Origin of the sequence: Acinetobacter sp. WU_MDCI_Abxe161 (assembly GCF_025514355.1) — a bacterium.
Lineage (GTDB): Bacteria > Pseudomonadota > Gammaproteobacteria > Pseudomonadales > Moraxellaceae > Acinetobacter > Acinetobacter pittii_E.
This window is the reverse complement of the sequence record NZ_JAHPTU010000010.1, coordinates 114,547-135,663: the sequence shown is the minus strand read 5'-3', so window position 1 is coordinate 135,663 and position 21,117 is coordinate 114,547. Positions and strand designations below refer to the sequence as shown.

General features: G+C 39.3%; 23 protein-coding genes and 1 tRNA gene. 8 read left to right on the top strand and 16 right to left on the bottom strand.

All coding sequences use genetic code 11. From position 1 onward, the window contains the following. Window positions 1-256: 256 nt before the first annotated feature. The gene (locus KTI78_RS12740) at window positions 257-1,630 is read right to left on the bottom strand and encodes a dihydrolipoyl dehydrogenase (RefSeq protein WP_262446289.1); all 1,374 of its coding nucleotides are present in this window, start codon (window positions 1,628-1,630) and stop codon (window positions 257-259) included. Window positions 1,631-1,777: 147 nt separating this feature from the next. Here KTI78_RS12740 and KTI78_RS12735 point away from each other — a divergent pair, with 147 nt between their 5' ends. Further along, complete coding sequence (locus KTI78_RS12735; protein ID WP_262446288.1) at window positions 1,778-3,253, top strand: Ig-like domain-containing protein; 1,476 nt, start codon at window positions 1,778-1,780, stop codon at window positions 3,251-3,253. A gap of 34 nt (window positions 3,254-3,287) precedes the next feature. On the opposite strand, the gene KTI78_RS17665 is transcribed toward KTI78_RS12735, so the two are convergent. After that, window positions 3,288-3,392, bottom strand: a complete 105-nt coding sequence (locus KTI78_RS17665; protein WP_410374417.1) for a lipoprotein — start codon at window positions 3,390-3,392, stop codon at window positions 3,288-3,290. Between the two features lie 152 nt (window positions 3,393-3,544). Beyond that, a complete protein-coding gene (locus tag KTI78_RS12730; protein WP_016143035.1) occupies window positions 3,545-3,880 on the bottom strand; it encodes a TIGR01244 family sulfur transferase in 336 nt (111 codons plus the stop codon). A gap of 192 nt (window positions 3,881-4,072) precedes the next feature. Here KTI78_RS12730 and KTI78_RS12725 point away from each other — a divergent pair, with 192 nt between their 5' ends. Genes KTI78_RS12725 through KTI78_RS12715 form a run of 3 tightly spaced genes read left to right on the top strand, consistent with a single transcriptional unit; the run spans window position 4,073 to window position 5,831 of the window. Further along, entirely contained in the window at window positions 4,073-4,969 is an 897-nt protein-coding gene (locus tag KTI78_RS12725; RefSeq protein WP_262446287.1) for an alpha/beta hydrolase, read from the top strand. Further along, complete coding sequence (gene trxC / locus KTI78_RS12720; RefSeq protein WP_016143037.1) at window positions 4,970-5,407, top strand: thioredoxin TrxC; 438 nt, start codon at window positions 4,970-4,972, stop codon at window positions 5,405-5,407. A gap of 1 nt (window position 5,408) precedes the next feature. Next, complete coding sequence (locus KTI78_RS12715) at window positions 5,409-5,831, top strand: acyl-CoA thioesterase (protein WP_016143038.1); 423 nt, start codon at window positions 5,409-5,411, stop codon at window positions 5,829-5,831. Window positions 5,832-5,870: 39 nt separating this feature from the next. On the opposite strand, the gene KTI78_RS12710 is transcribed toward KTI78_RS12715, so the two are convergent. Continuing rightward, a complete protein-coding gene (locus KTI78_RS12710) occupies window positions 5,871-6,365 on the bottom strand; it encodes a DUF4442 domain-containing protein (protein WP_016143039.1) in 495 nt (164 codons plus the stop codon). Between the two features lie 34 nt (window positions 6,366-6,399). Beyond that, window positions 6,400-6,888: a YajQ family cyclic di-GMP-binding protein gene (locus KTI78_RS12705; RefSeq protein ID WP_002051423.1), complete on the bottom strand. Its 489-nt coding sequence runs from the start codon at window positions 6,886-6,888 to the stop codon at window positions 6,400-6,402. A 91-nt stretch (window positions 6,889-6,979) separates the two neighbouring features. Between KTI78_RS12705 and KTI78_RS12700 the strand changes: the two genes are divergently transcribed. Beyond that, window positions 6,980-7,294, top strand: coding sequence for a rhodanese-like domain-containing protein (locus tag KTI78_RS12700; protein WP_002116171.1), 315 nt, complete (start codon window positions 6,980-6,982; stop codon window positions 7,292-7,294). A gap of 37 nt (window positions 7,295-7,331) precedes the next feature. Here KTI78_RS12700 and mnmC read toward each other — a convergent pair whose 3' ends face one another. The 4 genes from mnmC to KTI78_RS12680 are packed head-to-tail and all read right to left on the bottom strand — an operon-like array spanning window position 7,332 to window position 10,623. Then, the gene (gene mnmC / locus KTI78_RS12695; protein WP_262446285.1) at window positions 7,332-9,203 is read right to left on the bottom strand and encodes an FAD-dependent 5-carboxymethylaminomethyl-2-thiouridine(34) oxidoreductase MnmC; all 1,872 of its coding nucleotides are present in this window, start codon (window positions 9,201-9,203) and stop codon (window positions 7,332-7,334) included. A 23-nt stretch (window positions 9,204-9,226) separates the two neighbouring features. Next, entirely contained in the window at window positions 9,227-9,667 is a 441-nt protein-coding gene (locus tag KTI78_RS12690; RefSeq protein WP_016143041.1) for a hypothetical protein, read from the bottom strand. Between the two features lie 4 nt (window positions 9,668-9,671). Continuing rightward, window positions 9,672-9,974: a YciI family protein gene (locus KTI78_RS12685; protein WP_005804733.1), complete on the bottom strand. Its 303-nt coding sequence runs from the start codon at window positions 9,972-9,974 to the stop codon at window positions 9,672-9,674. Between the two features lie 34 nt (window positions 9,975-10,008). Beyond that, window positions 10,009-10,623 carry a septation protein IspZ gene (locus tag KTI78_RS12680; RefSeq protein ID WP_262446284.1) on the bottom strand — a complete coding sequence of 205 codons (615 nt, stop codon included), beginning with the start codon at window positions 10,621-10,623 and terminating at the stop codon, window positions 10,009-10,011. A gap of 44 nt (window positions 10,624-10,667) precedes the next feature. On the opposite strand from KTI78_RS12680, the gene KTI78_RS12675 reads away from it, so the two are divergent. Then, window positions 10,668-11,519 carry a PHP domain-containing protein gene (locus KTI78_RS12675; RefSeq protein WP_262446283.1) on the top strand — a complete coding sequence of 284 codons (852 nt, stop codon included), beginning with the start codon at window positions 10,668-10,670 and terminating at the stop codon, window positions 11,517-11,519. Window positions 11,520-11,525: 6 nt separating this feature from the next. Here KTI78_RS12675 and KTI78_RS12670 read toward each other — a convergent pair whose 3' ends face one another. Then, window positions 11,526-12,437: a bestrophin family protein gene (locus KTI78_RS12670; RefSeq protein ID WP_005072669.1), complete on the bottom strand. Its 912-nt coding sequence runs from the start codon at window positions 12,435-12,437 to the stop codon at window positions 11,526-11,528. Between the two features lie 61 nt (window positions 12,438-12,498). Next, window positions 12,499-13,218, bottom strand: coding sequence for a RadC family protein (gene radC / locus KTI78_RS12665; RefSeq protein WP_016143044.1), 720 nt, complete (start codon window positions 13,216-13,218; stop codon window positions 12,499-12,501). Window positions 13,219-13,317: 99 nt separating this feature from the next. On the opposite strand from radC, the gene coaBC reads away from it, so the two are divergent. After that, window positions 13,318-14,571, top strand: a complete 1,254-nt coding sequence (gene coaBC, locus KTI78_RS12660; RefSeq protein ID WP_057105036.1) for a bifunctional phosphopantothenoylcysteine decarboxylase/phosphopantothenate--cysteine ligase CoaBC — start codon at window positions 13,318-13,320, stop codon at window positions 14,569-14,571. A 65-nt stretch (window positions 14,572-14,636) separates the two neighbouring features. On the opposite strand, the gene secF is transcribed toward coaBC, so the two are convergent. From secF to queA, 5 genes are all read right to left on the bottom strand, one after another. Continuing rightward, on the bottom strand, window positions 14,637-15,602 hold the full coding sequence (secF, locus tag KTI78_RS12655) for a protein translocase subunit SecF (RefSeq protein ID WP_224992643.1): 966 nt from the start codon (window positions 15,600-15,602) through the stop codon (window positions 14,637-14,639). Between the two features lie 8 nt (window positions 15,603-15,610). Further along, window positions 15,611-17,512: a protein translocase subunit SecD gene (secD, locus tag KTI78_RS12650; protein WP_224992644.1), complete on the bottom strand. Its 1,902-nt coding sequence runs from the start codon at window positions 17,510-17,512 to the stop codon at window positions 15,611-15,613. A 51-nt stretch (window positions 17,513-17,563) separates the two neighbouring features. After that, entirely contained in the window at window positions 17,564-17,893 is a 330-nt protein-coding gene (gene yajC, locus KTI78_RS12645; protein WP_002116168.1) for a preprotein translocase subunit YajC, read from the bottom strand. Window positions 17,894-17,990: 97 nt separating this feature from the next. Further along, entirely contained in the window at window positions 17,991-19,124 is a 1,134-nt protein-coding gene (gene tgt / locus KTI78_RS12640) for a tRNA guanosine(34) transglycosylase Tgt (protein ID WP_002116306.1), read from the bottom strand. A 294-nt stretch (window positions 19,125-19,418) separates the two neighbouring features. Next, on the bottom strand, window positions 19,419-20,456 hold the full coding sequence (gene queA / locus KTI78_RS12635) for a tRNA preQ1(34) S-adenosylmethionine ribosyltransferase-isomerase QueA (protein WP_016143048.1): 1,038 nt from the start codon (window positions 20,454-20,456) through the stop codon (window positions 19,419-19,421). 182 nt (window positions 20,457-20,638) lie between these two features. Here queA and KTI78_RS12630 point away from each other — a divergent pair. Then, window positions 20,639-20,725, top strand: a tRNA-Leu gene (locus tag KTI78_RS12630). Window positions 20,726-21,117 lie beyond the last annotated feature (392 nt).

The following is a 21,117-nucleotide window of genomic DNA, read 5'->3' as shown; positions in this document are numbered from 1 at the left end:
CAGAAGTGAAACCTCTTAGCGCTGATGGTAGTGTGGGGTTACCCATGTGAGAGTAAGTCATCGCCAGCTCATTATTCAAACACCCCAGACTCAATGGTCAGGGGTGTTTTTTTATATCTATAAGATTTTAAAAATCTAAATGAGATTTATGGATTAAATCTTTAAATTCAATAAAAAACTATAAGGAGAAAGGGTAATTAATAAGAAGAAATAGAGAAGAGCTAACTTTTATTAAAAGGAGCTCTTCTAAAATTGATTATTTCAACTGTCTACGCGCATGTTTTAAGGCAGTTCGAAGGCCTTCTTCTAAAGTCGGATGATAGAAAGGTTTTTCTAAAATATCACTTAGTGTTAATTCTTCACCGATTATCCAACTTAATAAATGAGCCATATGTTCAGTTGCTTCTGTAAATAGCTCAGCACCGAGAAGCTTTTGGCTTTCCCGTTCTATATATACTTCAATAGCCCCTTTATTTTTTCCAAGAACTATAGCTCTCCCTTGTCGTTCATAAGAGGCTTCACCTGTAATAAAGTCTATGCCTTCGTCTTTTAGCTGCTTATAACTTTGCCCTACAATCGCCATTTCAGGATGACTAAATACAATGCCTAGTGGGGTAAGTGTCTTAACTGAGTTAACTTGTGGATAATTCAAACAGTTATAAACAACTTTTTTACCTTCATGTGCTGCCTCATGTTGTAGGGGTGTTGAGGTGTAAGCGTCACCAACAACAAAAATTGGATAAGTATCTAATTGCTTGGTTTTTGCATTTATTCGTAATAACTTAATATCTTTGAAGGAACTATCAATATTTTCTAGTTTTAAAGTATCAAGTATACTTGTACGGCCTGTTGCCGCTAAAACATATTCAACGTTGAGAGTTTTCTGTTCTTCATCAAGTTGATAACTTAATAAAGCGTTTTCATCACTGCATTTAACTTCATTTGGAAGAGTTTCGAATAGAATTTTTAACTCTTTGCCTAGTTCTTTTTGCGCAAGTTGTTGAAGCCTACCACTAGTAAGTACTCCAATTCGTTTACTGCGAGCGAAGATGGTAGTTTCTACGCCTAAACGATGCATTGCTTGAGCAATTTCAAGGGCAATCACACCACTGCCAATGACAGCAATAGATTTAGGCAGTGTTTTTAACTCAAATATTTGGTCTGTAGTTATAAGTCGATTACCAAGTTCCTCTTTCCAATTTTTATCATAATTAGGAGTTGAACCGACAGCTAGAATAAAACTTTTTGCTTGGAACTGTTGCCCATTAACTTCTATAGTTTGTGCATCAATAAAATGTGCTTTGCCAGAAATTTTGTGCTCAGTTGGCCATTGTTCTACATCTTTTAAAGTGGCTTGTGTAAATCGGTCACGTAAAGTTTGTACATGCTGCATCACTTGATTTGTATTAATTTTTGCAGATACATCCAAAGCAACTTCTTGAGCATTTTGAATGTCAAACATACGGTTCGCTGTAGAGATGAGGACTTTACTTGGCATGCAGCCTACACGAGCACAAGTGGTATCCCATGGTCCATCATTTATAATTAAAATATTATTGGTATGTTTAACGGCTTCTTTATAGGCACTAATACCAGCAGTGCCTGCGCCAATAATAATAATATCGAACATTATAAATCCCAATATCTATGAATTTTTCATTTAATAAGTTACATAATAAAACATAAGGTAATTTATGTTTACAGAACGTAGTGAATATGATTACACTAATAATATAAATAATTAATAAATCTTATACCTTTAGGAAAGATTGGGGAAATGAAAAGTATGTATAAAAAACAACTTACCTTGAAGTTGTCGGCTATTGCTATATCAATTATGTTAGCAAGTTGTGGTGGGGGAGGCGGTGATGGTTATTATCAAAATGGTTCATCAAATAATAACTCATCTGGAAGTAATAATAGTGGATCGCAGCAAGCTGCTGCTACTGCTTTAAAGATAGAACTAGATAAATTATCAGTTGCAGCGACGAATGATACTTTAACAGTTACTGTTAGGGCTTTAGACAAAAATAAAGGTGGTGTTGCTGGCGCTAATGTTACTTTGGCATTAGTTGATCCAACAAATAATGTATCTATAGAAGGGGTATCATCTCAAATTACAGATGCAGCAGGTAATGCTGTATACATTATAAAAACTCCAAAAACATCAAGTTCAATAAGTGAATTGGTGAAAAATGGTTTTAAATTAATTGCATCTACAAATAATGATACGCTTACTCAAGAACAGATGGTAACAGTGACAGGCAGCAACGGTACTGTCGAGGCTGATACCACTAGTATCGTATTGTTTGACGCTACTAAGACTTCTTTAAATGTTAGAGGCGATCAAACAACAGTTACATTAACAGCTGTAGATGCAAATGGTTCAACTTTGGCGAATCAGGCAATTACGCTTAAAGTTAGAAATTCAGTCTCAAACGGTGTCAAATTTACACCCAATGCAACGCAAACTGATGCCAATGGTCAGATTACCTATACTTTATCTTTTAATGAAAATCAAAGAGCTTCATCATATAGCGCTACAAAATTTGTGTCAGATGATCTTGTTTTAGAAGCTAACTTTGGTCAATCAACAAAAATTTATACTTATAAACTTGATGTGGTTAATTCTGATGTGCCAGTAGCAGTAGGTGCAATTCTTGTAGCGTATAATCCTACAACTATGGAAGATACAACTGATGGCGTCTATTACTATAAAAATATCTCAGTACAAGTAACGGATGTGGATGGTAAGCCGATACCAAATCAAGATGTAGTTATGGGGGTTAATGCTCTTGCCTACTATAAAGGAGTATTTGATTTTGTTGACACCTCTACTCCAGCTGATGACAAACCAGATGAATATCTATCAATTATTAGGTCAGCATGTACGGCACCAGTTCAAGCTGTAAATACTAATGGAGAGGTCATTAATCAATTAAAGCCGCTTAAAGAAAATTCAACAGTTCAGGTTGTATCGTATATTAATAGTGCAGGTACCCCTGCAACCAATAATAAATACACAACGGATGGGAATGGACGCTTTGATCTTAAGATTCAATATCCTAAAATTTATGCGTCTTGGTTAACTGTTCAGCTAACGGCTAAATCTACAGTTTCGGGAAGTTTGATTAAAGGGTCTACATCTCTTACTTTAGATTACTTGAAAAAGGATGTCACTGTTAGTGATCGTATTGCTCCGAATATATTAAGCCCATATGGAATAGATCCAAATTGTACAAATGGTAATTAATATAAAAAGAAGCAGCGTATAAGCTGCTTCTTTTTTAAAGGTGTGTACCCATCGTTACTCCAACTGTAGGTTTTACTTGCATTGAAGAACATGCGGTAACGATTAAACAGCTTAAAAGAATGAATATAAATTTATTCATAGAAAATTAATCAATGAATCAAAAGATTTAAGTACTCTAAATTAATATTATTTTTAGTTCTGTTGAGTTCGTGAAGAAATATGCAAAATAATTTATCTAAAAACCCTACTTTATAAAGAAATAGGGTTTTAAAGAGTAATAGTTTCTTAAACTTAGTCGTCTAACAAGTCCATTTGTTTTGCTAATTGATATAGGTTGTTTGAACGGTTTCCTGTACGACAGAACATAAGTATAGGTTTTGGTAATTCATTGTAATGATTAGCAAAAGTACGTACATCGAGTTCTGTGATTTGTCCAGCTACAACAGGTTGATAAACGTAGTCTAAACCGACTTGACGAGCTGCTTCTTCAATTTGAGCACTTGTAGGTTGTTCTGGACCGCCTTCCATATCTGGTCGGTTATTAATAATAGATTTGAATCCTTTTTCTACAACTTGGCCAACATGTTCTGGGCCAATTTGACCTGCGAAACCAACATTATCTGACATTCCGTCACTCCAAAATTTAACAAAACCTCTTATGCTGTATCATAGCATTAAGCTTAACCTGAGATACAAGACACTAAAACGTTGTTCCTACATAGATAAAACTTATGTCATAGAACAGCTATAGATTTTTAAAAGGCAATCAGGATGTTTTTTGTAAATTCATTACTTCGACTATAATGCCACGGAGCACATATGCACGCTTATACGGTTGAGCCTTTATATGTTCCATGTGATCAGGAAGTGATCGCAGCTGATTTTTATATTCCAAAAACAAATAAGAAATCTGCAGTAATTATTATGGCGCATGGTTTTGCCGGATTGCGTCAATTCAAACTTATTCAGTATGCCCAGCGATTTGCGCAAGCAGGTTACGCTGTTATTTTGTTTGATTATCGATATTGGGGCGGGAGTACCGGCAAGCCGAGAGAAATGGTCTCTATCAATTCCCAGTTAGAAGATTGGAAAACAGTTATTCGATATGCTTCGAATTGCAAACTTGTAGATAACCGAAGAATTGTACTGTGGGGAACTTCTTTAAGTGGGGGATATGCGCTAAGTTTAGCGTCAGAGTTAAAGAACATTCAGGCAATTTTAGTACAAATTCCTTATGTAGATGGAGCCGAAACGGCCAAGCTTTATCCATTGCAGCGCTATCCTCAAGCATTGAAGTTATCTAGTCAGGATTATATGGGATCAAAGATGGGGCTTAATCCAAAGAGGTTGCCTGTAGTTGATCAACATAATTTATGCTTTATGCCTACGGCAGATAGTTATTATGGCTATCTATCGATTGTGAATCCTGATTACTACTGGAGTGGGGAAGTCCCGGCACGTGTCTTTTTTAATCTGATGCGATACCGTCCAATCCAAGTTGTGCGCCAGATTAATATTCCTGTTTTATTTATTGCTGCTCAAAAAGATTCGCTTATTCCTATTGAGTCAAGCCGTGAAGCTGCGACAAATATTGCGCCTTTCGTGAGTTATCATGAGTGGGATATGAAACATTTTGATATCTATCACGGTTCATGGTTTGAAAAAGCAGTGATAACCCAATTAGAATTTTTACATCAGCATATAGGAGTGATGTAAATGATTATTGTATGTGCATCGTGTGGTGCTAAAAACCGAGTTCCGGAAGATAAACTTCCCGAGCAACCAAGCTGTGGGCAATGTCATCAACCATTACTACCGCTTGCACCTATTGAGCTAAATGAGCAAAATTTTAGTAACTACATCACGAATAGTGATCTACCTATTCTTATAGATTTATGGGCAGAATGGTGCGGACCCTGTAAAATGATGGCTCCACATTTTGCGCAGGTCGCAAAACAAAATCCAGGCGTTATCTTTGCCAAGATTGATACCGAAGAATCTCCTCGCTTAAGCCAAGCGTTTCACGTGAGAAGTATTCCAACCCTTGTCTTAATGAATAAAACGACAGAGGTCGCGCGTATTAGCGGTGCATTACGTGCGCCTGAATTACAGCAGTGGCTCGATCAACAACTTCAAACGAATTTCAGGAGCTAAGGTGTCAGAAGCTTATACCAAACCAGAAGGAATTTTGTCCTTACAAACGATTGCCATGCCAGCAGATACAAACTGGAGTGGTGATGTATTTGGTGGATGGATTGTGTCACAAATGGACTTGGCTGGAGCAATTCACGCAGAACGTTTCAGTCGTGGTCGCTGTGCTACGATTTCTATTAATCAAATGACCTTTTTGGTTCCGGTAAAAGTTGGCTTTGTCCTTAGCTGCTATACCAAAATCTTAAAAGTTGGAAATACTTCTATCCAGATGCAAATTGAAGTTTGGGATAGTCATGATGACTCTCGTGAGCCAATACGTATTACTGAAGGAGTCTTTACTTTTGTAGCAGTAGATGTAAAAGGGAATAAGCGTCAAATACCTGAAGAAGCCAAACTGAAGTTTCTTGCTTCTCAAGAATCATAATAAAAAAGCCCAAATATGAATTTGGGCTTTTTTCTATCTTTATTTCTTACGTTTAGGCAACCATGCCCACAGCATTTGACATTGAATTGGTTCGTTGCCTGCATCATCAATTACAGTAACTGGGATCACAAGTTCACCTTTCTCGTTATCTGCAATAAACTTTTGTTGTTCAGCAGATAACGTTGCTGTAGCAGTCAAACCGCCTTCAACCACTTTTAAATAATCTACATGTAACGATTTGATTAATAAAATTCGATTATCAGGAATATGTAAACCGGTTAGAAAGCCTGTAGCAGTTTCTGCTAAAAGAGCCATAGCCGCAGCATGAACTCCTTTAATATGATTCTGCATATTTTTTTGGTTATCTAAACGGACAATAACGTGGTTTGAGTCTACTTCCAGATAGCGGATATTTGCTGTACCCACCATTGGCACGATACGACCAAACGCCTTGCTCCAAAGCGTGCTCCGAATACCTTTTGGGAATTTTGAAGTTGCTTTTACCAGTTTTGATAGACGGTTGGATTGAGACATGGAATTACCTTAGCTTTAAATGGCCGATAAGATATTAATCTTTGAAGTTATTAAATTGTAATGGCACACCGAATTGTTGTTCACGTAAAAAAGTCATGACTTGTTGTAAAGTGTCACGCTTTTTATCAGTCACACGAATTTTGTCGCCTTGAATAGAAGATTGCACCTTAACGCCACTTTCTTTAATGGCTTTATTAATTTTTTTTGCAGTATCAGAGTCAAGACCGTCTTTAAGTTTAATGACTTGTACAAAATTTTTACCTGAAGCAGCGGCTTTTTGTGGGTCAAGTGCTTGCACATCAATTTTACGTTTATAAAAATGATTTTCTAACATGTTATAAACTTGTTCACACTGGAAATCACTTTCGGTACTGATTTTAATCTCTTTATTTTTTTCATTTAATTCGATAGAAACATCGTGACCACGGAAGTCAAAGCGTGTTGCAATCTCTTTTTGTGTGTTTTGTACAGCATGATTAACTTCAAATAACTCTAATTCAGAGACAATATCGAAAGAAGGCATAGTTTAGACCTTTACAAAGTGAAAGAATATTTGAGATGCTAAGAGGGTTTTCTTCATTTGCCAAGTGTTGTTTACATCAAAGGAGTGCACAATGATCCGTAAACAAGAAATTACAACATTTGAATTCCCAGAAAATGCTGTTATCTGGGATGTCCGTGATACTAATGCTTATGCAGAAGGGCATGTTAAAGGTGCGGTAAATCGCCCAATTAATGATTTGAATGCTGATATTTTAAACCAGGTCTCTGCGGGTCAGCCGATTTATATTTTATGTGGTGGTGGTAGCAAAGCTCCTCGTGCAGCTGAGAAACTAGAAGGATTGGATGCCTCGCGTGAATATGTCGTGCTGATGGGCGGGACACGTGCAGCTCGTGATGCTGGCTTGCCCCTAGAGCAGGGCGCATAAAAAAAAGCACCTTCGGGTGCTTTTTTATTGAAGTAAATTATTGCGGCTTAAAATAAGGCTTTTTAGGTTTGACTTTCTTTTGGAACCGTTGAGGATTCAATTTTTGTAATAGGCGGTCCGGCACTGGACAAGCTTCTCCTAGTATTTGAGCCACTAAGATTTCACTGCATAGCGGGGCAAAAAGGAAACCTTTAGAGCCAAGTCCAGCAAAAGTAGCAATTCGGCTATTCTCAAGCATTTTTCCAACCAGAGGAAAATAATCCAAACTTTGTGCCCGTATCGATGCACGGCCTTGCCATGTCGAAGGTGATGGGAGCTTTTCTGCATATTCAGGGAATATACTGTGGATTAATTCAAAGTTATGCACATGGTCTTCGGTAAGTACATCTTGATCCTCACGATTTGGATAGAAAGACGCACCTAAAATCATTTGCGAGGCATCAAGTTGCATGCAATAGCCGCCATAGCTATAGGCTTTATTTAACGGCAGGGGAGCAAACGTATTATCAACCCAGCTCACTTGTCCACGTATTGGTTTTAACTGTGGATAGCTTTCAAATAAAGCCGCACTTTCCCGCGAACAGCACACCACGACATGATCTACTTCAGCAATAATTTCCTTGTCAGTTTGCAAATGAACTTTATTTTCAGAAGAAATAAGTGCTGTAACATGGGCAATTTTGAGATCGATAGATGGATGTTGCAAAATTTCATCACGTAATTGATGTGGTGAAACGGAACCTGCCTCGTTAAGTAAAATACTTGAATATGCAGTTTCAAGTGAGTTCACAGGGTGGGTAATTACCTGAGCTGGATATTGATTTACCAGATCAAGAAGTTCATCTGCATTTTTCAATGCAATTTGCTGTATTTGTAGGGGACGGAATGCTTTGAAATTTTTATAAAAATTTAAAGCATGTTGCCAACTTAAGGTCATGAGATGTTCATGACTTTGTTCAATTGGACATAGTTTTGGATTAAGTAAGGCTAAAGGATTTCCAGAAGCGCCAGATAATGCTTCTGTTTGCTCATATAAGGTCACTTGATGCCCACGTGCTGCAAATGCCCACGCCGTGGTTAAACCAGCTACACCAGCCCCTACAATCGCAATATGCTGTTGCTTTGTACCGAATGAGGTTTGCGCTAATGATAATGACTCATCATCAATTTCAGGCAGTTTCCAGACCGCTTTAAGCATTTCTCGTTTATGTCCAAAACCACGTGGACGAGAAATATCGATACCGTGTGCTTTTAATCCCCGTTTTAAAATACCAGCGACACTAAAAGAGGCAAATGTAGTGCCATAGTCAGAAAGACGGACAATATTGTTTAAAACGTTTTGTTCCCACATGTCTGGATTACACGAAGGTGCAAAGCCATCTAAAAACCATGCATTCACAGCTTTAGTTTTAGCCATGCTTGGGAAAATCTCTTGCACATCTCCAAGCCATAAATCGATGCTAAAACGTTCTTTAGGGAAAGTTAAGCGATGACATCCAGCAATAGGCAGGGGATATTGTTCAATTAACTGTTCTGCAAGTGGTTTAAGCTCATCCCAGACATTTAAAGCGCGAATAAGATCAGCTTTACTTAATGGAAACTTTTCAACGCTAATTGCATGTAAATGGCTTTGATTATCGGGACGGACTTGCTGCCAAAGTTGCCAGAGTGCAAGAATATTTAAACCTGTACCAAAACCGGTTTCTCCTACACTGAAATATTCAAAATCTTTTAAATTGGCTAATCGTTCTGATAAGTCGTTACCATTTAGAAAAACATGTCGTGTTTCCAGTAGGCCATTATCTTTAGAGAAGTAGACATCACCAAATTGTTTGGAAATGGGAATCTCGATACCATCGATGACTTCCCAGTCCAGCTCTGCTGTTTGGATACGGTTTGATACGTTCATTGGGTTTAATAGGTCGCTTGGAATTACCACTGGCGTCGACGTTTTGTATGAATATAACTAGCAATAAAGAAACCTAGCAATACGCCACCCGCTAAGGTCACAGCACCATATAAAAACATTTGAGCGCTGCGTTCGCTTTGTAAGACTTGAACTTGAACAGAGAGGTTATCATTTTTGAGCTGTAACTCTTGGTTCTGAGCTAGTGCCTCAAGGTTGGCATGTTCTAACTGTTTTAAGCGAGATGCCTGATCTTGAACTAAAGCTTTAATTTTTGCATCTTGCTGTTGCTTGTTCTTTGCAAGTTGCTCTGCTGTCAGTGGTTTAGTGGTTGTCGCAGCTAGTTTAGTGGCCTGAGTTGAAGGCGCACTTGGAGAAGGCGTTGCTGGTGTCGCAGCAGGTTCAACTGCTCCGGCAGTTGAACATATCAAACACAAGCCAAGAAAGCTTTTGATTGCAAGCTGCATGCGGTTACCCTTTTGGAAATGCTTTATTAAACGGTTTTACATCAACATGAGCATAAATGCCTTCTTTAACAAATGGCTCTTCTTTTAACCATTCATCTAATGCTTCGCGACTGTCAAATTCAACAATCATGGTGCTGCCATAGAAACCTGCTTGCGGATCATTAGGATCTTTTGGCATAGCACCCGCTGTAACAAGGCGGCCTTCATCATCGAGTTTTTGTAAACGTTCGATATGCTGAGGACGTACTGCTAAGCGTTTTTCTAAAGTTCCTTCGTTATCGGTACAGCTTAGTACAAAAAAAGGCATGTAATCTTATCTCTATAAACAATCAGGAAGCATTTTAAGCGTCTGGTGACTTAAAATGTTTACGTAAAATAATGAACTGAATAATGATAAATGAAAACATCACAATCATGTCACCAAATGCAGTGAATTCACCCCAATATTTTCCACCGTGAAATAAAAATGCGAAGAATACATGCAGACAAGACATCACAACAAACATCGCTGCCCAAGCAAAATTGAGATTTTTCCAACCTTTTTCATTTAAATCTAAAATAGGGTCAAATAAGCGTTGTATGAGTGGCTTGCGGTCTTTACCAAACCAAGGTGAAACCAAGAATGCGCCAGCGAAAACTAAATTTAAAATTGCAGCTTTAAGACGAATATAAAAATCGTCACTTAACATGAGTGTAATGCCACCGAAAATGACAGTCATGAACAATACAAACCATTGTTGTTTGTCTAGACGGAATTTTTGGAAAATAAATAGGGCACCATATACCACAAGCATTGAAATAATTAAGCCAGTCGTCGCTACAAGAATATTATTATTATCGACGCCACCAGCAGACCCGATCAGTTTAAGTAAAGGATGTTGTGTGTCGGTTGGATCAACTGTTTTATATAAATAGAAGAAAATAATTAATGGAACAAAGTCCAGAAGTGCTTTCATGTTAGAGTATCTGATCAGGTTTGGTGAATGGCATAGTATAAAAGATGCAAGGCATAGATTTACATACACATAGCAATATTTCTGATGGAACTTTGTCTCCGGAATTACTGGTGCAAGCTGCTATTGATGTGAACTTGCACACTTTGGCTTTAACTGACCACGATACAATGGATGGGTTACAGCGTGCTAAAATTGCTGCACAAGAACATGATTTAGAAATCATTTCTGGTGCAGAGATTTCAAGCCAGTGGTCACGTCCAACCACTAAAAAGAGTTATGGTGTGCATATTGTCGCTTTAAACATGCAAGATGAAGCCCCAATTTTAGAAGCATTAGAACAACAAAAAAGAGTTAGGGCGCAAAGAGCTAAAGTAATTTGTGAACTGCTAGAAAAATGTATTGGTTTTCAGATTTATGATGATGTTCTTGTCAAAGTAGAACATCAAGCTGACAGAGTAACAAGAACACACATTGCTAAAACATTGGTCGAGAAAAATGTCGTGGCTCGACCTCAACAAGCTTTTGACCGTTTCCTAAAGGAAGGAAAGCGTGCTTTTGTAAAGTTTGAAGGCTTAGGATTAAAAGAAACAATTGATGTGATTCATCAAAGTAAAGGGCTGGCAGTTTTAGCTCACCCGACGCGTTATGATTTATCTGCAACTAACGTTCGCTATTTAATTGAATTGTTTGCAACTTCAGGTGGAGATGCAATTGAGTTACCTCCACCTATGGAACCTCTATCTACTCGCCAAATGATTGACCGCATGATTGAACAATATCAGTTGGCAGTTTCGATTGGCAGTGATTTTCATGGTGAAAATATGCCCTGGATTAAACTCGGAAATACACCTAAACCAACGGCTAATCAACAAGGTATTTGGGAACGTTTTCTCTAAGAGACTTTAGAGCAAATTGTTATCTTGAGCCTGAATTGGTGGTGGGGTAGGTTTACCCAAAGTTCCTAAAAGCTCAATTTCGATACTACGTACCATCGCATCTAAAGGTAAATCATTACTTTGAGTCCCGAACGGCTCTTCAATTTCCGAACTTAGTGCATCAAGTCCTAAGAATGTATATGCCAAAATTCCAACCAGAAGCGGTGTCGCTAAACCAAGCAAAGAACCCAGACTAAACGGCAACATAAAACAGAAAAAATAGACTGTGCGGTTGAGTAAAACTGAATAGGCAAATGGAATAGGTGTATTAGCGATTCGGTCGCAGCCAGTTTGTACGACACTTAAATCTGAAACATTTTTATTCATTTGCGCATAGATGATGTCAGAGATTTCACCCTCTTTAAGCGCTTGTAATAATTCCCAGTGAATAAGGCTCAACGTGTACTGAGGGGCATTATTTTGCTGGTAGAGTTGAGTGAGTGCTTGCTGACTCATACCACTGGTTTGAATTAACTCAGTTGGGTTCGCAGTCTGACGACGTAAACGATCACGTAACACATTAGCAAAAACAATCACATGCTGAATAACACGCTCTCGACGAGCTTGAGTTAAAATACGACAGTCACGGTCAAAATGGCGCGAAGTTGCAATTAAAACACCCCATAATTTTCGGGCCTCCCACCAACGGTCATAACACGCAGTATTTTTAAATCCTAGAAAAATAGAAAGTACGACACCAATGAGTGTAAAGCCAACCAAAGGGATCTCTGGAAAGCGATAAAGATTGATATATTCCACTCCACCAATGATTGCCGAGATCAGCATCACAACGCCTAGGGAAGGTAAAATTTTAGGTAAAATTGTGCCTCGCCAAGAGAATAAAACTTTGAAAATACTAGGCTGTTCCCGAACAATCATTTTATTTTAAACGTCGCTATTTTTGTTTTGATCTTCTAGGCTTAGTAGTACTTTGTCAATATCATTGAACTGATATTGTTGCTGGGTTGAGCAGTTGTTGTTCAGCAAAGGAAAAGCTCCCTTCTGGTGAGATAATAAAATGGTCAAGCAAACGAATTTCGACAAGCTGACAAGCCTGTTCAAGTTGCTGAGTTAAGGCAATATCTTCAGAAGATGGTTGTGCTGAACCAAATGGATGATTGTGTGCAATAACGAGCTGACAAGCATGTTGCTGTAAGGCATAGCGTAGTGTTTGATTGACTGAAACCGAACAATGCTGAACTGAACCAAAGAATAGCTTTTTAAAATGCAGCTTTCTGAGTTCAGGATCTAGACATAAGACCGCAAAGACTTCTTGTTTTTCGCCCTTTAATTCGTAACGCAGATAATCTAGAACTAAGTCAGAGGAATGGAGGCTGAGGTGAGTTGTCTGAAAGTGATGATCGAGATAACGCCGTCCCAGTTCTTTGACTGCCAGTAATTGTGAATATTTCGTTGCTCCAATCCCATTAAATTGAGTTAACTCACTTAATGGCGCATCAAACACTGCATTAAGGCTACCAAAGTGATGAATGAGTAAACGTGATAGCTCAACTGCTGAATGTTGCCGTGAACCGGAGCGAAGAAAAATCGCCAGTAGCTCTGCATCGGATAGACTTTGTGGACCTTGTTGCAATAACCGTTCTCTTGGCCGTTCTTGTTCAGGCCAATTTTTAATAGAAGTATTCATATTCCCCAGCATAATTCGCTTAAAATTTTATTTTGTTTGCCCAATCAATCTTGGGTCTGCGCGTATTTAATGCTATTGTGAGCGCCACTGCAACAGAAAGGTATCCTGTTCGTGAGCTTTGATCTAAGTGTTATTCCTCATAAAAACATTGTTTTAGCTGTTACTGGCGGAATTGCTGCCTATAAAAGTGCCATCTTAGTCCGCCGTCTCAAAGATTATGGCTTTGACGTGCGAGTGGTGATGACACATGGCGCTCAGGCATTTATTACACCACTAACTTTTCAGGCTCTTTCTGGTAATCCTGTTCATACTGAACTTCTAGACCCTGCGGCTGAAGCCGGTATGGGACATATTGAATTAGCGCGTTGGGCTGATTTGTTACTGGTCGCACCTGCAAGCTGTGACACATTGGCTAAATTTGCGAATGGTTTAGCAGATGACTTACTCAGCACTGTGTTTTTGGCAACAAAATCTCCTGTTTGGGTAGCTCCAGCCATGAACCAGCAAATGTGGGCTGCTAAAGCAACTCAGCGAAATTTACAAACTCTGGTTGAAGACGGTGTGCATGTAATTATGCCAGACGCGGGTGAACAGGCGTGTGGTGATGTCGGTTTAGGCCGTATGCCAGAACCAGAAGAAATTGCTCGCCAAGTCGCTGGTTATTTCCATCAAGCTCAACGTGCCATCGCTGAAAAATTTGGTTTGTTGGCTGGTAAGCGGGTGGTTATTACTGCTGGACCGACACGTGAAGCGATTGATCCTGTTCGTTATATTTCAAACCATAGTACTGGCAAAATGGGCTTCGCTTTAGCTGCTGCTTGTTATGCTGCTGGTGCGCAAGTGACTCTAATTGCTGGGCCTGTGAGTTTAGATACACCAAATGGTGTTCAACGTGTAAATGTTGCCTCAGCACGACAAATGCTTGATGTCAGTATGGATTCACTAGAAACAGGCTGTGATATTTTTATTGCTACTGCCGCAGTCGCAGACTATCGCGTAGCAGAAGTTGCTGAGCACAAAATTAAGAAAGCAGGGGATGAGCTGAATGTTTCCCTTGTAAAAAATCCAGATATTGTGGCAACAATTGCAGGTCAGGAAAAACGTCCATTTATGGTGGGCTTTGCAGCCGAAACGCAAAATGTTGAAGAATATGCGGCAGGAAAACTAGTGGCTAAAAAACTAGATATGATTGCGTGCAACGATGTATCACGTGCAGATATTGGTTTTGCTTCTGATGAGAATGCGATGACAGTTTTCTTTGCTGAAAGCTACCACATGAAAAAGCGTGAGTTAGAGAAAGCCTCTAAACAAGAAATTTCTCAACAGTTGGTTGAAGCAATTTCGGATGCTCTACGCCGTAAATAATTTTTGAATCAAATAAAAAACCGCGAATAAATCGCGGTTTTTTTATATGTCTTGGTTTAGACAACTTAAGGAATTTCATCCTCAAATTCAGGTTTAACCTGAACAATGAAGTCTTGACGGTTAAGACCACGCCATAATGCAAATGCAGTACCGATATAAATCGAAGAATAAGTACCGACAAATACACCAACAAACATTGCCACAGAGAACCAGTGTAGACCATCACCACCTAGGAACATCATCGCAAGTACAACAAGTAATAATGTCATCGAGGTATGAATGGTACGACGTAAAGTTTCAGTTAAAGCAATATCGACGATTTCACGAGGAGTCGCACCGCGAATTTTACGGAAATTTTCACGAATACGGTCTGACACTACAATGTTATCGTTAAGCGAGAAACCAATAACAGCAAGTACCGCAGCTAAAACTGTAAGGTCAAATGGCCATTGGAATAATGCAAAAGCACCAATGATAATGATGATGTCGTGGAATAAAGACATTACGGCACCCATCGCGAGTTTAAACTCAAAGCGAATAGTTACGTAGATCAACATTAAGATAAGTGCAAGTGCAACCGCACCAGCAGAACGAACATAGAGTTCATTACCAACTTGACCACCTACAGAGTCCACTTTATGAACTTCGGCAGCATTATTCGGTAATTGTACAGCCTTAGTGATCGCGTTATTAAGATCTTCAACCTTAACTTCTTGTACTGGCATACGCACAAGTAAGTCTTTATTACTACCTAAGGTTTGTACTACAGCATCTTTAAAACCAGCTTTATCGAGCGCCTGAATAACTTCTGACTGATTGGCTGGTTGAGCATAGTTAAGCTCAGCTGAAACACCACCTGTAAAGTCCAAACCTAAGTTAAGACCTTTAGTCGCAATAAAGAAAATACTCGCTAAAGTAATAAGGATCGAGAAGATTGCCGCAGGTTTGGCAATCTTCATGAACGGGATGATTTTTGAATCATCCGGACGACCATATTGTTTTGAATCTTGTTGAGTCACTTTAGTCATCATCGATCTCCTTAAATGCTCAACTTTTTCAAGTTACGGCGTTTGCCATAAATGATTTGTACGATTGCACGAGTTACTGTAATTGCAGTAAACATTGAACAAATAATACCGATCATTAATGTTACGGCGAAACCTTTGATTGGGCCTGTACCAATTGCAAACAGGATGAATGCAACGAGGAACGTGGTTAAGTTCGAGTCAAAAATGGTGTTATAGGCTCGATCATAACCGGCCACAATGGCCTGTTTGGGTGAGGCCCCCCAGAGCATTTCTTCTCGGATACGCTCACATATCAATACGTTGGCATCGACCGCCATACCAATGGTAATAACGATACCCGCAATACCCGGTAAGGTGAGGGAAGCTCCAATCCATGACATGACGGTTAAAATCATTGCCAAGTTAAATACAAGCGCAAAGTTCGCGATTAAACCGAATAGACGGAAGAAGACTACCATCCAGATTGCAACGAGCAAGAAGCCGATTTGAGTAGACAATACACCTTTATCAATGTTTTCTTGACCAAGGCTTGGACCAACTACACGCTCTTCAACAAAGTACATTGGCGCAGCCAAAGCACCAGCACGAAGCATTAATGCAAGTTCAGATGCTTCTTGAGGAGAACTTAAGCCTGTAATACGGAAAGTCGAACCTAAAACAGCCTGAACTGTTGCTGCGTTAATGACTACAGATTCAGTGTATGGCGTACGAACTTCTGTTTGTGCGCCAGTTTTTGGATCTGTTACATAGTTAATTTTTTGCTTGTTCTCGATGAACAATACCGCCATGCGTTTACCAACAGCATTACGGGTTGCATCAGACATTAGCTTACCGCCAGCACTGTCGAGCGTAATATTTACCTCGGCACCACCAGAGTCCTGACTAAAGCCAGAGCTTGCATTTTGAACACGCTCACCAGTCAAGATTCGGTTACGTTGCAACAAGAGTTGACGGCCGCTATCTAAAGACTCATAAGCAAAAACTTCTGTACCCGGAGGTAAAGGTTGACCATTATATTTACCCGTATATGGATCAATATATTGATCATTTGAGTCAGAAACTAAACGGAATTCGAGGTTCGCAGTACGTCCCAAAACACGTTTAGCTTCAGCAGTATCTTGTACACCCGGTAATTCAACAACAATACGGTTGCTACCCTGACTTTGTACCAATGCTTCTGCAACACCAAGTTCGTTAATACGATTACGTAATGTTGTTAAGTTCTGATTTACCGCATATGACTGAATTTCTTGGCGACGTACATCGGTATAAGTAAGCTTTAAAGTAGAACCTGTAGAGCTTGCTAATGCCTGTTGGGTATATTCATTCCCATTACGACGTAAAAAATCCATTGCTGCATCACGGTCAGCATTGTCAGCAAATTGAACAGTGATCACATTATTCGTTAATGCAAGACTGTTAAATTTGATCTTGTTTTCACGGAACTGACGACGCAAATCGGTGGCAGAGGTTTCCATACGTTGGGCAACGGCTTTGTCCATATCTACTTCAAGCAAGAAGTGGACACCACCACGTAAGTCCAAACCAAGTTTCATTGGTTTTGCCCCAATTTTTTGCAGCCATTCCGGTGTGGTTGGTGCAAGGTTTAGGGCGACAACATATTCATCACCTAAGTCACGACGTAATACTTCTTTTGCCTTTAACTGTGCTTCAGATGAACTGACACGTAATAGGGCAGCATTATTTGTAAAAGTATTGTCATGGCTTGCAATATTTGCTGTTTTTAAAATTTGCTCTGCTTTTTTCACCACACTTTGATCAATTTGGGTACCAGCTTTGGCACCGGAAATTTGAACAGCGGGCTCATCCGGATATAGACTTGGCAGTGCGTATAATGTACTGATTACCAGAACAACCAGAATCAGTAAATATTTCCATGCAGGGTAACGCATTCGCTTTCTTCTTAAATGAAAAAGCCGTGCTAAAGCACGACTGTTTTATGATTAAAGGTTATTTAGAGTGCCTTCAGGTAATACTGAAATTACGCTGGCACGCTGAATTTTTACTTCTACACCACGGCTAAGTTCAACAACTGCATAGTCACCTTCAATTTTGGTTACTTTGCCCATTAAACCACCAGCGAAAACAACTTCGCTACCTACACCTAAGCTCTCGATTAAAGAACGGTGTTCTTTAGCACGTTTTGCTTGAGGGCGCCAAATTAAGAAATAAAAGATTGCAACGAATACGACAATCATCAAGATGTTTGGCAAAATACCATTAGTTGGGCCAGCTGCCGGCGCTGCATGAGCAGCAGAAATTAAAAAGCTCATTTTGATTTCCTAAAGTTAAAAATATGAGTCAGATAACTGACATAATCCTAATTCGTTTTGCAATTTACCTTGTCTTGAGGTTGAGCGCAAATCTGGCTTATTCATCAACAGGACATGGTGGAACTTCTAAACCACGACGGGCATAAAAGTCCTGAACAAATTCATCAAATGTGCCATTGTCTAATGCATCACGCATACCTTCAGTCAAACGTTGGTAATAACGTAAGTTGTGAATAGTACCGAGCATAGACGCTAACATTTCTCCACATTTTTCAAGATGGAATAGATAAGCACGGGTAAAGTTCTTACAAGTGTAGCAATCGCAATGTGGATCGAGCGGACTTTGGTCATGACGATATTTACTATTACGAATACGTACCAGACCATCCGTGACAAAATAATGACCGTTTCGAGCATTACGAGTCGGCATTACACAGTCAAACATATCGACACCACGGCGCACCGCTTCAACGATATCTTCTGGTTTACCAACGCCCATCAAATAACGCGGTTTATCATGTGGCATTTTATTCGGCAGATAATCTAAAACTTTGATCATTTCTTCTTTAGGTTCACCAACAGATAAACCACCAATGGCATAACCATCAAAACCGATTTCTAAAAGGCCATTTAAAGACTCATCGCGTAAGTCTTCATACATGCCGCCTTGAATAATGCCAAATAACGCATTGTGATTTTTGAGCTCATCATGGTGATGGGTTTTACAACGTTTTGCCCAGCGTAAAGAAAGCTGCAATGATTTTTGTGCTTCTTCATGGGTTGCAGGGTAAGGTGTACACTCATCAAAAATCATGACGATGTCAGAGTTCAAAACCTGCTGAATTTCCATAGAAATTTCAGGTGATAAAAATACTTTTGAACCATCAATCGGTGAGCGGAAAGTAACACCTTCCTCTTTGATTTTGCGCATTGCGCCAAGACTAAAAACCTGAAAACCGCCAGAGTCAGTTAAAATTGGCTTATTCCATTTAATAAAGTCATGCAAACCACCGTGTTCTTTAATCACTTCAAGACCCGGTCGCAAATATAAATGGAAGGTATTTCCTAAAATAATTTGTGCCTGAATGTCTTCGATGTCACGAGGTAACATACCTTTGACTGTGCCGTAAGTCCCCACTGGCATAAAAACGGGTGTTTCAACAACACCATGTTCTAAAGTTAAACGACCACGACGGGCGCGCCCCGACTGACCTAATTTTTCAAACTTCATCTAAAAATCCTGAACACGAGCAGAGGCGAAGAAACAGTTCGCTGCTAAAAAGAGGGCTATTTTCCTTGATTCTGCGACGTAGTTCTACTACTAAATGTAGCCGTTATATAAAAAGGTGGGAGAAACTAAGGATAGATTTTATGGCATAGATATTTTAAAGAAGGAAATATCTAAAATTTAGGCTGGTAAAAATTATAATCGGCTTGGTAAAGCTAATCGATATTGCTAAATATTTACGTTCTTTCATAGAGAACGTGTATAGATGATTAACAATATCGATCAGAATTTTAATTTTTAAACTTCAAATTTATCAATCAGCATTGCATCGCCATAGCTAAAGAAACGATAGCGGTCTTTAACTGCATGTTTATAGGCAGCCAAAATGTTGTCTCGATTTGATAGCGCTGATACCAGCATGAGCAGAGTAGACTCTGGCAAATGGAAGTTGGTAATTAAACGGTCTACGATGCAGAACTCATAACCCGGATAGATAAAGATTTGCGTGTCACCAGTCCAAGCTGCAATTTTTCCACCATGAGCTTGAGCTGCACTTTCTAAAGCACGTGTCGCGGTTGTACCCACAGCAATCACTTTATTGCCACGTGCTTTAGTCGCCAAAATTAAATCAATAGTTTCTTGGGGAACATCACACCATTCACTGTGCATGACATGATTGGTAATGTCATCAGTACGAACAGGCATGAAGGTGCCAGCACCAACGTGTAAAGTCACAAAAGATTTTTGAACATTTTTCTGCTCTAACTTTGCTAATAACTCTTCATCAAAGTGCAGGCTTGCAGTAGGAGCGGCAACACTGGCAATTTTTTCAGGATTATGGAAAACCGTTTGATAGCGTTCTGTATCAATTTCCTCTGCTTCACGGTTAAAGTAAGGCGGAATAGGTAACTGACCATATTGCTCAAGTACAGGCAAGATCGGCTGTGAAAACTCAACCACAAATAAGTTTTCATGACGACCGCGTACAATCACAGGAATATTGTCGGCACCGACAAAAAGCTCAGCACCTGCTTTAGGCGAGTTGCTTGATTTAATATGACAATATGCTGTGGTGTGGTTCAGCATACGCTCAACTAAAATCTCAATCGCACCACCTGTAGAGCGTTTTCCTTTAAGTCGAGCTTTCATGACCTTGGTGTCATTAAGCACTAACAAATCACCTTCTTCGAACAGATCGATAATGTCTGTGAACATGTGATCGTGATATTGACCCTTTGAGTCTAAGTGCAACAACCGTGAAGCACTACGTGATTCAAGAGGATAACGGGCAATAAGTTCATCAGGTAATTCAAAGGAAAAGTCAGACAGTTGCATATTTGAGAAAAAACACCGCAAAAATTGCGCCTAGTATAAACTTTTTCACTTTTGTATGGCTGTGCTTATGGCCTAAATCATGAAAAATGTTTAAATGATCTAAAAGTGAACGATAATATTCACTTAGGGTTTGACAAGTTTTACAAACGCGCTAATATACGCAACACAAACATACTTCCTCTCCCGAGGTGGTGAAATTGGTAGACGCGGCGGACTCAAAATCCGCTGTCAGAGATGACGTGTCGGTTCGAGTCCGACCCTCGGGACCATATTCAGAATCGAAAGATTCTACGAAAACCCCTAAGCTAACGGCTTAGGGGTTTTTTGTTGCTTATCAAAAGCGGTTTGCTCTTAAAAAATTACGAACTCACACTTTGGCTCCGAGGGTCGGACTCGAATTTTGAATCATAAACATAGAACTTATAAAAATCTTTCAATTTTTATTCTAACAAAAGCCCTTATTTCAATTGAGATGTGTTTACTATGAGCCACATTAAGTCTGACCCCTAAGCTCTTATTCAAATAGTACTCTTAAAGCCGCTTTCTGAACTCTTATTTCCAACATCTTTCAACTCTCCACCTTCAAACATTTGTTGTGTTTTTCTAAAGCATACCCACTTTATGTATCTGAAAACCTTTAATTGAAACTTCACATTTCTAT